This window comes from Flavobacterium alkalisoli (assembly GCF_008000935.1).
GTDB lineage: Bacteria > Bacteroidota > Bacteroidia > Flavobacteriales > Flavobacteriaceae > Flavobacterium > Flavobacterium alkalisoli.
This window is the reverse complement of sequence record NZ_CP042831.1, coordinates 3,690,082-3,702,841: the sequence shown is the minus strand read 5'-3', so window position 1 is coordinate 3,702,841 and position 12,760 is coordinate 3,690,082. Positions and strand designations below refer to the sequence as shown.

14 protein-coding genes and 3 tRNA genes are annotated in these 12,760 nt (G+C 38.5%); 6 read left to right on the top strand and 11 right to left on the bottom strand.

Annotated features, from left to right (window positions below; all coding sequences use genetic code 11):
* Positions 1–5: 5 nt before the first annotated feature.
* The 6 genes from FUA48_RS16805 to FUA48_RS16780 form a co-directional block, all read right to left on the bottom strand.
* A complete protein-coding gene (locus tag FUA48_RS16805; protein ID WP_147584620.1) occupies positions 6–854 on the bottom strand; it encodes a bifunctional helix-turn-helix domain-containing protein/methylated-DNA--[protein]-cysteine S-methyltransferase in 849 nt (282 codons plus the stop codon).
* A 156-nt stretch (positions 855–1,010) separates the two neighbouring features.
* Positions 1,011–1,907 carry a helix-turn-helix domain-containing protein gene (locus FUA48_RS16800; protein ID WP_147584618.1) on the bottom strand — a complete coding sequence of 299 codons (897 nt, stop codon included), beginning with the start codon at positions 1,905–1,907 and terminating at the stop codon, positions 1,011–1,013.
* Between the two features lie 69 nt (positions 1,908–1,976).
* Positions 1,977–2,975 carry an aldo/keto reductase gene (locus FUA48_RS16795; protein WP_205729424.1) on the bottom strand — a complete coding sequence of 333 codons (999 nt, stop codon included), beginning with the start codon at positions 2,973–2,975 and terminating at the stop codon, positions 1,977–1,979.
* Between the two features lie 205 nt (positions 2,976–3,180).
* Positions 3,181–3,262: transfer RNA gene (locus FUA48_RS16790), tRNA-Leu, on the bottom strand.
* Positions 3,263–3,316: 54 nt separating this feature from the next.
* A tRNA-Lys gene (locus FUA48_RS16785) sits at positions 3,317–3,389 on the bottom strand.
* Between the two features lie 37 nt (positions 3,390–3,426).
* Positions 3,427–3,499, bottom strand: a tRNA-Lys gene (locus tag FUA48_RS16780).
* 128 nt (positions 3,500–3,627) lie between these two features.
* On the opposite strand from FUA48_RS16780, the gene FUA48_RS16775 reads away from it, so the two are divergent.
* Positions 3,628–4,143: a shikimate kinase gene (locus FUA48_RS16775; RefSeq protein WP_147584614.1), complete on the top strand. Its 516-nt coding sequence runs from the start codon at positions 3,628–3,630 to the stop codon at positions 4,141–4,143.
* Here FUA48_RS16775 and FUA48_RS16770 read toward each other — a convergent pair.
* Both FUA48_RS16770 and FUA48_RS16765 read right to left on the bottom strand, forming a co-directional pair.
* Entirely contained in the window at positions 4,140–4,634 is a 495-nt protein-coding gene (locus FUA48_RS16770) for a phosphoribosyltransferase family protein (RefSeq protein WP_147584613.1), read from the bottom strand. The genes FUA48_RS16775 and FUA48_RS16770 overlap by 4 nt on opposite strands.
* 59 nt (positions 4,635–4,693) lie before the next feature.
* Positions 4,694–5,098: an RNA-binding S4 domain-containing protein gene (locus FUA48_RS16765; protein WP_147584611.1), complete on the bottom strand. Its 405-nt coding sequence runs from the start codon at positions 5,096–5,098 to the stop codon at positions 4,694–4,696.
* 81 nt (positions 5,099–5,179) lie between these two features.
* On the opposite strand from FUA48_RS16765, the gene FUA48_RS16760 reads away from it, so the two are divergent.
* Positions 5,180–6,082 carry an FKBP-type peptidyl-prolyl cis-trans isomerase gene (locus tag FUA48_RS16760; RefSeq protein WP_147584609.1) on the top strand — a complete coding sequence of 301 codons (903 nt, stop codon included), beginning with the start codon at positions 5,180–5,182 and terminating at the stop codon, positions 6,080–6,082.
* Positions 6,083–6,227: 145 nt separating this feature from the next.
* On the opposite strand, the gene FUA48_RS16755 is transcribed toward FUA48_RS16760, so the two are convergent.
* The 3 genes from FUA48_RS16755 to FUA48_RS18610 all read right to left on the bottom strand — a co-directional run bounded on the left by FUA48_RS16755 (position 6,228) and on the right by FUA48_RS18610 (position 8,343).
* Positions 6,228–7,181, bottom strand: coding sequence for a transketolase family protein (locus tag FUA48_RS16755; protein ID WP_129752441.1), 954 nt, complete (start codon positions 7,179–7,181; stop codon positions 6,228–6,230).
* Positions 7,182–7,271: 90 nt separating this feature from the next.
* On the bottom strand, positions 7,272–8,120 hold the full coding sequence (locus tag FUA48_RS16750; protein ID WP_147584607.1) for a transketolase: 849 nt from the start codon (positions 8,118–8,120) through the stop codon (positions 7,272–7,274).
* 97 nt (positions 8,121–8,217) lie between these two features.
* Entirely contained in the window at positions 8,218–8,343 is a 126-nt protein-coding gene (locus tag FUA48_RS18610) for a hypothetical protein (protein WP_262712738.1), read from the bottom strand.
* A 225-nt stretch (positions 8,344–8,568) separates the two neighbouring features.
* Between FUA48_RS18610 and tgt the strand changes: the two genes are divergently transcribed.
* The 4 genes from tgt (at position 8,569) to FUA48_RS16730 (ending at position 12,702) form a co-directional block, all read left to right on the top strand.
* Positions 8,569–9,699 carry a tRNA guanosine(34) transglycosylase Tgt gene (tgt, locus tag FUA48_RS16745; RefSeq protein WP_147584605.1) on the top strand — a complete coding sequence of 377 codons (1,131 nt, stop codon included), beginning with the start codon at positions 8,569–8,571 and terminating at the stop codon, positions 9,697–9,699.
* Between the two features lie 25 nt (positions 9,700–9,724).
* Positions 9,725–10,801 carry an LptF/LptG family permease gene (locus FUA48_RS16740; protein WP_147584603.1) on the top strand — a complete coding sequence of 359 codons (1,077 nt, stop codon included), beginning with the start codon at positions 9,725–9,727 and terminating at the stop codon, positions 10,799–10,801.
* Positions 10,788–11,681, top strand: coding sequence for a DMT family transporter (locus FUA48_RS16735; RefSeq protein ID WP_147584601.1), 894 nt, complete (start codon positions 10,788–10,790; stop codon positions 11,679–11,681). The genes FUA48_RS16740 and FUA48_RS16735 overlap by 14 nt, the downstream gene beginning before the upstream one ends.
* A gap of 67 nt (positions 11,682–11,748) precedes the next feature.
* Complete coding sequence (locus FUA48_RS16730) at positions 11,749–12,702, top strand: acetyl-CoA carboxylase carboxyltransferase subunit alpha (RefSeq protein ID WP_147584600.1); 954 nt, start codon at positions 11,749–11,751, stop codon at positions 12,700–12,702.
* The last annotated feature ends 58 nt before the right edge of the window (positions 12,703–12,760 follow it).

Sequence of the window (12,760 nt, the reverse complement as noted above, 5' to 3'; positions counted from 1 at the left end):
GACTGTTAGATTTCTGAATGGGTTTTGGCTCCTTCCCAACCTATAATGGCAGTTTTTCGGGTGCTTCCCCACATGTACTCTCCAAAGTTGCCTGTAGATTGTATTACACGATGGCAGGGGATAAGATAAGCAACAGGATTGCTCCCAATAGCAGTTCCTACAGCTCTTGATGCATTGGGGTTACCAATGTTTTCTGCCAGCCTGCCGTAGGTAGAAAGACCACCCATAGGGATTTTTAAAAGGCTTTCCCAAACCTTTAACTGAAAATCAGTGCCTTTTAAATGCAGTTTTATTTTGTTTAGCTTACTCCAGTCGTTTTGGAAAATGAACAATGCATTTTGCTGCATTAAGTCCAGTTTTCTGTGAAATGCAGCGTTAGGAAATTTATCATGCAGGTTTTTCAATGCCGTTTCTTCATTATTTTCAAAAGCCATATAGCAAATACCTTTTGATGTGGAAGCGACTATTAATGACCCAAACGGACTCTCAGCAAAGCTGTAGTTGATTTGCAGGTTTTTACCACCATTCTTGTATTCCATAGGGGTCATTCCTTCAATGTTTATAAACAGGTCATGCAGTCTGCTGGTACTTGAAAGTCCGGTTTCAAAGGCTGTGTCAAATAATGTAGCCTGTTCTTCTTTCAGGATTCTTTTTGCATGCTCTATGCTTATAAACTGCAGGAATTTTTTAGGGCTTGTACCTGCCCAGTCCGTAAACATTCTTTGAAAATGCGACTGGCTTATGTGAACCTTATCCGCAATTTCATCTAAATTGGGTTGCGATTTGAAATTTTCCTTTATATACTCAATAGCTTTTGCAATTCTGTCGTAATTAAGTTGATCTTGTGTTTCCATTTCTCTGAATCTTATACTGCAAATTTCTTACTGATTGAGCGGTTATAAAATCCGAAACCTGCTATGTTTTGGAGAGACAGGAAAGGTATTAAAAAATAAAACCCGTTACAAAACGGGTTTACTTATTTGTGTTTTTCTTTTAGTTGTTTTTTATTATCAGTTAAATGTCTGCCTGAATTCAAGAGGTGACAAGCTGGTTTTCCTCTTAAATAGTGTACTGAACGATTGTGCGTGTTCAAAACCTAATGCATATGCAATTTCACTTACCGATAAATTTGTGGTTGAGAGTTTTTCTTTTGCCTTTTCAATTAACCGTTGATGTATATGCTGTTGTGTGTTTTGTCCTGTGTGCATGCGTAACAGATCGCTCAGGTAGTTTGGAGACAGATTCATTAATTCGGCTATGCGATGTACTGTTAACAATTCAGGCTGTGTTGTTGTATTGCTCTCAAAATACTCATCAACAAGTCGTTCAAATTTGGCAAGCAGTTGATGATTGTGGTTTTTGCGTGTTATAAACTGTCGCTCGTAAAATCGATTGGAATAATTGAGTAACAACTCAATTTGAGATAGGATGATTTCCTGAGTATACTTATCAATATGCTGGCATTCCTTATCAATTTTATTCAATATTGTAATAAGGTCATCTTCTTCTTCAGCAGAAAGATGCAATGCCTCATTTACTGCATAAGAGAAAAAGGTATAGCTATTAATGTTGCTTGCCAGTGGATGGGCCAGCAAAAAGTCAGTATGAAAAATAAGCAGGTAGCCTGATCCGCATTCTACATTGTTCAAGTCCAATTGCTGAACCTGATTAGGAGCAGTAAAGCTAAGAACGCCTTTATTGTAATCATAATGTTGCTGACCGTATCGTATTTTACCCTTTACTTCCTTTTTGAGGGCAACACAATAAAAGCTGTTTACAAAACCTTTCCATACATCATCTTCCAGAAATATGCTTTCGTCAAGGTTAATTACACTTACCAACGGATGGCGTGGCTCCGGCAAAGAGAGTAATCGGTGAAATTCTGAAACTGATTTGATTGTATTCATAATACTAATTTAAACATTTTAAAGAGTATAGTAGCGGTTGCATATTTAAAATGCAACCGCATCAATGTGTTAATCAATTAGCCCCATACTAAAATCATCGTATGGATTACCGGTGTCAGTCCCTAAAGGCACAATACTTTCAAGTTTAGTTATATCTGCTTCATTCAATTCGATTTCGGTAGCCGCTATGTTTTGCTCTAAGTATTTTCTTCGTTTAGTACCAGGTATAGGTAAGATACCTTTGTTCATAATCCAGGCAAGTGCCAACTGTGATGAGGTTATTTCTTTCTCTTCAGCCATTTTCTCAATTGCCTTAACCAACTCAATATTCTTATAAAAATATTCTTCCTGAAAACGGGGAATAGCCCTGCGGAAATCATTTTCCGGTAAGTCATCTATAGTTCTTATCTGTCCTGATAAAAAACCACGTCCTAATGGTGAGTAAGCGACAAAGCCTATTCCAAGTTCATTTAGCGTGTTCAATATACCACGTTCTTCTGTTGTGCGCTCAAATAAAGAGTATTCACTTTGTACAGCCGTAATGGGGTGAACCGCATGAGCTCTTTTTATAGTTTCTGAAGATACTTCTGATAGTCCCAAATAACCTACTTTTCCTTCCTTTACGAGTTCGCTCATCGCCTCAACGGTTTCTTCGATAGGTGTGTTTTTATCAAGTCGGTGCATGTAGTACAAGTCGATATAATCTGTATTGAGGTTTTTAAGTGAACGCTCTACCGCTTTTTTTACATACTCTTTCTTACCGTTAATAGCCCAGGTTACTTTGTTATTGTCATCTATTTCCCAACCGAACTTTGATGCAATGATATATTTGTCCCTGTTGCCGTTTATTGCTTTAGCAATTAACTGTTCATTTTTAAAAGGCCCATACAAATCGGCAGTATCTAAGAAATTACCGCCTAATTCCAGTGATCTGTGAATGGTGGCAATAGCTTCCTGCTCATCTGCCTCTCCATACATATTTCCATCTTCAAAACCTGTCATACCCATACAACCCAAACCTATAATTGGCACAGTTAGACCCTGACTTCCTAAATTCATTTTTTTCATAACTATAGTATTAATTTTGATAGGGCAAAATTCGCTTAGGATATTTTAATGTTTGTACTCAAAGCCCTGATAGTTGTATGCAAATCAGGGATTGGCTAAAAAATGCATCGGGAGAAAGGGCTAAAGATTCAGATACAATTCGATAAAAAAGCATATTAAACAAAAAGCCTGAGAAACTGTATTCTCAGGCTTTTTTGTCTTTTTGTGACCATGACTGGATTCGAACCAGCACGCCTTGCGGCACCACCCCCTCAAGATGGCGAGTCTACCAATTCCTCCACATGGCCGTTAGGTATAGAGCAAAAAAAAAGTTAAGCATAAAAGAACGCTTAACTTTTTTGTGACCCGACTGGGGCTCGAACCCAGGACCCCAACATTAAAAGTGTTGTGCTCTACCAACTGAGCTATCGAGTCATTGCTTTCAGGGATAAATAACTTTGGTCTTTATTAGTGACCCGACTGGGGCTCGAACCCAGGACCCCAACATTAAAAGTGTTGTGCTCTACCAACTGAGCTATCGAGTCATTATTCATTCCCTGAATGCGGGTGCAAATATACGCATGTATTATTTATAATTCAAAGCGAAAATGTCATAAATTTGAGTTTTTTTTTATTAATTTATTTAACGCCTTAATTTATAGGGATTTATTATATGAAAAAAATTTTGCTGTTAGGCTACATGGCCTCGGGAAAGTCAACAATTGCTCAGTTATTGTCAAAAGCGTCTGGAATTCCCTACAAAGATCTGGATGAAATTATCGAGGAAAAAGCGCAAAAAAGCATTTCGAAGATATTTGAAGAGGACGGAGAGATAAAATTCCGTAAAATGGAACATGAAGCCCTTAAAGCGGTTTTAAGCGACGAACAGGAGCTTATACTGGCCTTAGGGGGAGGAACGCCGTGTTATGCCGGTAATCATGAGTTTTTAAAGAATGACGATGTTGTTTCGGTATACTTAAAGGCGGGGATACCTGTTTTGGTAAACAGATTAAGGAAAGATGATAAACCCAGGCCTTTGTTTGATAAACAGCCCGAAGAGGAGCAGGAGGAGTTTGTAGCCAAGCATTTGTTTGACCGTAGTTACTTTTACTACCAGGCAAAGCATGTGGTGTCAACAGACGGGAAGTCTGCCGAAGATGTTGTAAATGAGATAATGAGCCTTTTTTAGCTTAGATAAGCGTAGGCCTCGTTGTCGTTAAATACTACCTGTATGTGTTCCTGTAATGAAGTGGAAAGCGATAGGCCTTTAAAGTCGGCTTTTACAGGATACTGTTTGTGGTTACGGTCTACAAGTACTGCAGTCTTAAACTTTTTAAGCGGAACATCAAGAAAATGCTTCACGCCATAAATAAGAGTAGTACCGCTATTTAGTACATCGTCTACAAGTATAAGAGCCTTGTTTGTATACTCTTCAGCCGGAATAGATGTTTGTACGGCCTCTATTGGGTTTTGTTTGTTTATTTTTACTTCACACAGGGTAATCTTAAGATCGGAAATAGTGTCAAGGGTTTTGGCAAGCTTTTCGGCAAAAATGTAACCGTTTGTGGCAATACCTGCTATTACAACCTCTTTCTCGTCTACAAAAGTCTCATATATCTGGTAAGCTATACGTTTGGTTTTATGTTCTATTTCCTGTTGTGTAAGGATTATGTTTTTCATGTGTGCTGTTTTAGTTCTTCAAAGATAAAAAGTGTTTGTGTAAAACGAAGCTTTACGGGCTATATTTCATTTTCTTCACCCGATAAAAAATCATCATCAATGTCATCGGAATAATCGTCAAGGTCGCGGCGGTCTTTTTTGGTAGGTCGCCCGGTTCCTTTGGCACGATAGTAATCTTTAGACAGTTTAAGCAGTTCCAGGTGTTCAAATGCCTCAGCCGGAGTTTCGTCTTTACGGTATATGTCTACCAGTTTAGCACCCACACGGTTAGGCGGAATATCTAAAACGGTAAGCTTATAGTTTATCTGGTCTTTCCTTACGGTAATCTTATCGGTAGCAAAAACATCGCGCGACGGCTTTGCCGGCTGCCCGTTTATGGTAATGTGTCCCTTTTTGCATGCTTCTGTAGCTATATTACGGGTTTTATAGTAACGAATGCACCATAAATATTTATCTATCCTCATACTAAATCCTTAAATTCATTGTTATAAAGCAATACAAAAATAAATGAAAATTGTATCTTGCGCCCATTAAAAAAAATTAAAATGAAGAGATGTTTCAAGGCTTTGTGCCTTTTGTCTTTGGCTTTTTTAGCATCTTGTAAAAAAGATGACGATACCAGTATTGCCCCGCCAAGGGATTATACTGAACAATATGCTACAGAAAAAGTTGAAATAGAAGAATACCTGCATACTCATTATATTGTTAGTGTAGATGAAAACTTTACTGTCGAAATAGATTCTATTACAGCAGATAATCCTCAAACATCTATTTGGGATCAAACGGAATATCCGTTACAAACCAAGCTTGTAACTCTTAATGATGTTGAATATACATTATATTACCTTGTTTTAAACGAAGGGGGTAACGAGATGCCAACACGTTACGACCGCGTAAAAGTGGCTTACAGAGGCTGGAGAATGGATGATTATCAGTTTGATTACAGTCCGTATCCTGATCAGTTTTTATTCCTTCCTGTTATGATTGAAGGATGGCAGGAAATTATACCGCTATTTAAAACCGGTTTTTATAATGATACACCAGGCGACCCTAACCCTGCAAGCTTTACCGATTTTGGGGCAGGGGTAATGTTCCTTCCTTCAGATTTTGGTTACTACGATTCTTCTCAGGTAGGTATACCTTCATACAGTCCGCTTGTTTTCAGCTTTAAGTTGTATGATATGCAACAGGATGATTCTGATAACGATGGTATCCCTACGTATCTTGAAGTAGGTCCTGACAGTATTGATGTTTATGATTATGACAGCGATGGTGACGGTACGCCAAACTTCCAGGATGCTGATGACGACGGAGACGGTATTTCTACAAGAATAGAAATTACCATTCCGGGAACTGACGATGAGTTGTATGATTTTGAAAATATTCCTGTTTGTGAAGATTCAGGAGAGCCTATATATCTTGATCCAACCTGCTTCCCGGAGCAATAGGAACTAAAGATAAAGTATAAAAAAGCCTCGCAATTTGTGGGGCTTTTTTTGTTTAATGTTGCTTTTGCATTTGCAATTTCATTACTGTATAATATAAAAAATCCCAACCGAAAGGGTTGGGATTTTAATATGGTGTGAGAAAAGATTATTTTCTCCTGATTACTTTTTCTACAGCTTCAACGATAGCTTCGTTGTTTAGTTTGTATTTCTCCATAAGCTGTGCCGGAGTTCCTGATTCACCAAAGCTGTCGTTTACGGCAACAAACTCCTGTGGTGCAGGGTTGTTTGCAGCAAGTGTACGGGCAACGCTTTCTCCAAGACCACCAAGAATGTTGTGCTCTTCTGCTGTAACTACACATCCTGTTTTAGCAACCGATTTAAGGATAGCTTCCTCGTCAAGTGGCTTAATGGTGTGGATATTGATAACCTCTGCAGAGATACCTTTAGCCTCAAGAGCCTCAGCAGCAACAAGAGCTTCCCATACAAGGTGTCCTGTAGCAACAATAGTTACATCTGTACCTTCATTTAGTAAAACCGCTTTACCAATAACAAACTCTCCGTTTTCAGGAGTGAAGTTAGGAACAGACGGACGACCGAAACGTAGGTAAACTGGTCCGTGGTGTTCAGCAATAGCAATAGTAGCTGCTTTAGTCTGGTTGTAGTCACAAGTATTGATTACAGTCATGCCCGGAAGCATTTTCATCAAGCCGATATCTTCAAGTATCTGGTGAGTTGCACCGTCTTCACCCAGTGTTAAACCTGCGTGAGAAGCACATATTTTTACGTTTTTATCTGAATAAGCAACAGACTGACGGATTTGGTCATAAACCCTACCTGTAGAGAAGTTGGCAAAAGTACCTGTAAAAGGAATTTTACCACCTATAGTCATACCTGCAGCCATACCAATCATGTTTGCTTCTGCAATACCTACCTGAAAGAAACGCTCAGGGTGGTTTGCTTTAAAGTCGTCCATTTTTAGCGACCCGATAAGGTCAGCACAAAGGGCAACAACATTTTCATTAGTTTTTCCAAGTTCTGTAAGTCCTGCTCCAAAACCTGAACGAGTGTCTTTATTTCCTGTATTTGTGTATTTTTTCATTTTGCTTTGCATTTAAGATTTAAAGATTAAAAATTTAAAATTGCGTGTTGCGGTTTAAATCTTTAAATCATTCAATTTTAAATCTAACTACTAATAATCTCCTAAAGTTACCTGGTTTTGAGCGAATGCTTTTTCAAGCTGTTCGTCGTTAGGAGCTTTACCGTGCCATGCGTGCGTGTGCATCATAAAGTCTACACCGTTACCCATTTCGGTATGAAGCAGTACACAAACCGGTTTTCCGTTTCCTGTTTTAGCTTTAGCTTCTGTCATTCCGGCAATTATAGCCTCGATGTCGTTTCCTTTTTCAATTTCCAATACTTCCCATCCAAAAGCTTCAAACTTAGCCTTAACGCTACCCATTGGTAAAACCTCGTCAGTAGATCCGTCAATTTGTTTTCCGTTAAGGTCAACTGTAGCGATAATGTTGTCTACTTTGTAAGCAGCAGCATACATGATAGCTTCCCAGTTTTGACCTTCCTGAAGCTCACCATCACCGTGAAGGCTGTATACAAGATGGCTGTCTCCGTTAAGTTTTTTTGTTTGAGCCGCACCAACAGCTACTGATAACCCCTGCCCAAGTGAACCTGAAGCAATTCTTACTCCCGGTAAACCTTCGTGAGTTGTAGGGTGACCCTGAAGTCTTGAATTAATGTGGCGGAATGTAGCAAGCTCAGATACAGGGAAGTATCCGCTTCTTGCAAGTACACTGTAGAATACCGGAGATATGTGTCCGTTTGAAAGGAAAAAGATATCCTCGTTAATGCCATCCATGTCAAAACCTTCCTTGCGGTCCATTAAAACCTGGTAAAGCGCTACCATAAATTCAGTACAGCCAAGCGAACCTCCCGGGTGTCCCGAGTTTACCGCATGCACCATACGAAGGATATCCCTTCTTACCTGAATCGTTAAATCATTTAGTTGTTGTGTGTTAGGCTTCATTTTTCTAATAAGTTAAACTGGGTGCAAAAGTAATTCTTATTTTTTCTATTGGCAAATTAATTTCACTTACTGAAAAAGCGGCTTCAGTAAATCGTTTTTAGCGGTTTGTTTTTCTCCCCATACCCCTCTTTTCATTTTCATAATTATTATCATTTTCATATTCATTTTCATATTCATTTTCATATTCATTTTCATATTCATTTTCTAAAGGCTTTTTTTGCATAAAGTCTGGTTTAGGGTTTTGGTTATAGTTGGTTTTATCCTGGGATAATTTATATGTATGTTATTATCCTGAAAATATAGTTTCAGTAAACAGGTTCAAAAAGGTAATATTTTTGCACTTGTTTTTGTTTGTTTTCTATAAGTTGTTTATGCTGTTTCATATCTTATTTTCCTGTACAAAAATCTCATATCTATTGCCTATCTTTGCGCCTTGTAAAAACGGAATATGAAATTTGATTTAATTACCAAAGATCCTCAGACTAAAGCCAGAGCAGGACTTATCACTACCGATCACGGCCCTATAGAGACTCCTATATTTATGCCGGTAGGTACAGTGGCAACCGTAAAGGGGGTACACCAGCGCGAACTTAAAAATGATATTAATCCTGATATTATTTTAGGCAACACATACCATTTATACCTTCGCCCGCAAACCCCGATTATTGAAAAAGCAGGCGGACTTCATAAGTTTATGAACTGGGACAGGAATATACTTACCGATAGCGGTGGTTATCAGGTATATTCATTATCAGGTAACAGGAAGATTAAAGAGGAAGGAGTTAAATTCAAATCACATATTGACGGTTCTTACCATTTCTTTTCACCGGAAAGCGTAATGGAAATTCAGCGTACCATTGGTGCCGATATTATCATGGCGTTTGACGAGTGTACGCCATACCCTTGTGATTACCGTTATGCAAAACGTTCTATGCATATGACACACCGTTGGCTGGATCGTTGTATTGCGCATCTTGAAAAAGTTCCGGTAAAATACGGTTACGATCAGGCATTTTTCCCAATTGTTCAGGGTAGTACTTATACCGACCTTAGGGCGCAATCGGCAGAATATATTGCAAATGCCGGAGCTGTAGGTAATGCCATCGGAGGATTATCGGTAGGGGAGCCTGCGGAAGAAATGTATGCAATGAGCGAGGTGGTTTGTAATATACTTCCGGAAGACAAGCCACGTTACCTTATGGGTGTAGGTACACCTATTAATATATTAGAAAACATTGCCCTTGGTATAGATATGTTTGACTGTGTTATGCCTACCCGTAATGCCCGTAACGGTATGTTGTTTACGGCAAACGGTACCATTAACATCAAAAACAAAAAATGGGAAGATGATTTTTCTCCTATTGACGAAATGGGCATCACTTTTGTAGATACCGAATACACTAAAGCTTATTTAAGGCACCTTTTTGCAGCTAATGAGTTTCTTGGTAAACAAATCGCAACCATACATAACTTAGGTTTTTATATGTGGTTGGTTCGTGAGGCAAGAAAGCATATCTTAGCAGGAGATTTCCGTGAGTGGAAAGACAAAATGGTAAAACAAATGAGCCAGAGGCTATAACCATTAATTAAAGAAAAGCACCGGAGTGAAGATAATAGACTGGTACATTTTAAAAAGATACCTGGCAACATTTTTTGTAATGCTGCTTATGTTTATTCCCATAGGGATTGTTATAGACGTATCGGAGAAAATCAATAAAATACTGGCTAAAAATGTGCCTTTTGCAGAAGTTGCCGGTTATTATGGCGATTTTACCCTGTATTTTGCCAATATGCTTTTCCCTATATTCCTGTTCCTTTCGGTTATCTGGTTTACTTCAAAACTGGCGAATAATACAGAGATTATTGCTGTGTTGGGGTCGGGAATCTCTTTCATGCGATTTTTAAGGCCTTATATTATAGGTGCATCAATTATATCATTACTGGCACTTGTAATGGGTGTGTTTTTTGTACCTAAGGCAAGTAAGGGTTTTAACGACTTTAGGTATACTTATTTAAAGAATAATCCTAAAATTAGGGAAAACGAGCAGGTGTATAAACAGATTAACGATACACAGTATATATATGTAGGTACTTTTAACTACATACAAAACTCAGGCTCTAACTTTAATCTTGAAACCTTTAAGGGTGAAAAGTTGGTGTCAAAAATTAATGCCAACACCATTACCTGGAATCCTAAAGACAGTACATATCTTCTTTATGGTTACAATAAAAGGACTGTTGGGGAAATGAACGATAAGCTAGAGAGTGAGCCGCAAAAGGTTATGAAGCTTTCTTTTGAGCCGGATGAGCTTACTCCGGTAATATATGTAGCAGAGACAATGACACTTGGTGAACTTAATAAGTTTATTGATAAGGAAAAGAAAAGAGGATCGGGTAATATAAACAGTTATCTGGTTGTAAAGTATAAAAAATACAGTATTCCGGTATCGGCATTTATTCTTACTATTATTGCCGTAGCTGTATCTTCCATGAAACGCAGGGGAGGTATGGGGGTTAACCTGGCACTGGGTATTGCACTGGCGTTTACTTTTGTGTTTTTTGATAAGGTATTTGGTACCATGGCCGAGAAATCGAGCATCCCTCCGTTATTGGCAGTATGGTTCCCTAATGTAACTTTTGGTATTTTAGCTATATTCCTCTTACGCAATGCTAGGCGATAAATTAAGGAGTTATTTACATCTCCATTTCATAGTTTTTATTTGGGGCTTTACCGCTGTTATAGGTAAGCTTATTACGCTCGATGCCTTACCGCTGGTTTGGTATAGAATGGGTATTGCCGTAATTCTGGTATACTTATATGCGCGTTTTACAAAAACATCCTTAAAAGTAGAATGGAAAACCCTGGCTGGTTTTTTATTTGCCGGATTAATTATAGCCATGCACTGGTTTACCTTTTTTAAGGCGATAAAAGTCTCTAATATATCGGTAACGCTGGCCTGCCTTTCTACAGGCGCTTTCTTTACCTCGCTTTTGGAACCGTTGCTGTACGGACGGAAAGTTATATGGTATGAGGTGCTGTTTGGCCTTTTTGTTATTGGCGGACTTTATATAATATTCAGTTTTGAGGGTGACTACCTGTACGGAATATTACTGGCATTGTCTTCGGCTTTTCTTTCAGCTACCTTCTCGGTTATAAACGGTAAGTATGCTGTAAAATATAATGCTACACAGGTTTCCTTTTGGGAGCTGTTGGGAGGTGTGTTTTTCCTTTCGGTATACTTGCTGTTTGCAGGAAGCTTTACTACAGAGTTTTTTGTACTTACAGCGCAAGACTGGACATGGCTAATTGTACTGGCTACCTTCTGTACGGCGTATGCTTTTATTGCTTCGGTAAAAGTGATGAAGTTTTTAAGCCCTTATACGGTAATGCTTACCATTAACATGGAACCTATATATGGGATAATTCTTGCATTAATAGTATTTAAAGACAATGAGCACATGAGCTCCGCATTTTATTTTGGTGCGGCTATTATACTTACTACAGTGATACTCAATGGTGTAATAAAGAATTACCCTAAAAAGAAACTTAAAGAGATTTAATTCTTTCATTCTTAAGGTAAAGTTCTATCTTTGTAGTTCGAACAAACTTTAAAAATCTGCCTGTACTATGGAATATTTAGATTTTGAGCTTCCGATTAAAGAGCTTGAAGACCAATTAGATAAGTGTACTATTATTGGTCAGGAATCGGATGTGGATGTATCTAATACATGTAAGCAAATCGAGAAAAAACTAGAAGAAACAAAAAAGACTATATACAAGAACCTTACAGCGTGGCAAAGGGTTCAGCTTTCAAGACACCCAAGCCGTCCGTATACTATGGATCATATCAATGCGCTGGCTGAAGGTACTTTCTTAGAACTTTTTGGTGACCGCGGCTTTAAAGATGATAAAGCAATGGTAGGCGGACTAGCTAAAATAGGCGGTCAGTCATTCATGATTGTTGGTCAGCAAAAAGGTTACAACACAAAAACAAGGCAATACAGAAACTTTGGTATGGCTAACCCAGAAGGGTACCGTAAGGCATTACGTCTTATGAAAATGGCTGAGAAGTTTGGTATTCCTGTAGTTACTTTAGTAGATACTCCGGGTGCATACCCAGGGCTTGAGGCTGAAGAAAGAGGACAGGGTGAAGCTATTGCAAGAAATATTTTTGAGATGGTACGCCTTAAAACACCTATTATTACCGTTATAGTAGGAGAGGGTGCTTCTGGTGGGGCACTTGGTATAGGTGTGGGAGATAAAGTGTACATGTTAGAAAACACATGGTACTCTGTAATTTCTCCTGAGTCTTGTTCTTCAATCTTATGGAGAAGCTGGGAGTATAAAGAGCAGGCTGCTGAGGCACTTAAGCTTACTTCTTACGACATGAAGAAACAAAACCTTATTGATGATATTATTCCTGAACCGCTGGGTGGTGCTCACTACGATAGAGCAACTACTTTTGAGAGCGTTAAGGAGTACATCTTAAAAGGATATAATGAATTGAAAGACTTATCAACAGAGGAACTTGTTGCGCAAAGGATGGATAAGTATAGTAAAATGGGGGAATTTAAAGAATAACCTTGTTTTAACGGCATAATGAATCCGAAGCCTTGCCGCTTCGGATTTTTTTTAGGTT

Coding starts and splice junctions, on each gene's coding strand:
- FUA48_RS16735 (WP_147584601.1), top strand. CDS start 10,788: ATGCTAGGCGATAAATTAAGGAGTTATTTACATCTCCATTTCATAGTT.
- FUA48_RS16755 (WP_129752441.1), bottom strand. CDS start 7,181: ATGAAAAAATACACAAATACAGGAAATAAAGACACTCGTTCAGGTTTT.
- FUA48_RS16775 (WP_147584614.1), top strand. CDS start 3,628: ATGAAAAAAATTTTGCTGTTAGGCTACATGGCCTCGGGAAAGTCAACA.
- tgt (WP_147584605.1), top strand. CDS start 8,569: ATGAAATTTGATTTAATTACCAAAGATCCTCAGACTAAAGCCAGAGCA.
- FUA48_RS16795 (WP_205729424.1), bottom strand. CDS start 2,975: ATGAAAAAAATGAATTTAGGAAGTCAGGGTCTAACTGTGCCAATTATA.
- FUA48_RS18610 (WP_262712738.1), bottom strand. CDS start 8,343: ATGCAAAAAAAGCCTTTAGAAAATGAATATGAAAATGAATATGAAAAT.
- FUA48_RS16800 (WP_147584618.1), bottom strand. CDS start 1,907: ATGAATACAATCAAATCAGTTTCAGAATTTCACCGATTACTCTCTTTG.
- FUA48_RS16770 (WP_147584613.1), bottom strand. CDS start 4,634: ATGAAAAACATAATCCTTACACAACAGGAAATAGAACATAAAACCAAA.
- FUA48_RS16760 (WP_147584609.1), top strand. CDS start 5,180: ATGAAGAGATGTTTCAAGGCTTTGTGCCTTTTGTCTTTGGCTTTTTTA.
- FUA48_RS16750 (WP_147584607.1), bottom strand. CDS start 8,120: ATGAAGCCTAACACACAACAACTAAATGATTTAACGATTCAGGTAAGA.
- FUA48_RS16765 (WP_147584611.1), bottom strand. CDS start 5,098: ATGAGGATAGATAAATATTTATGGTGCATTCGTTACTATAAAACCCGT.
- FUA48_RS16805 (WP_147584620.1), bottom strand. CDS start 854: ATGGAAACACAAGATCAACTTAATTACGACAGAATTGCAAAAGCTATT.
- FUA48_RS16730 (WP_147584600.1), top strand. CDS start 11,749: ATGGAATATTTAGATTTTGAGCTTCCGATTAAAGAGCTTGAAGACCAA.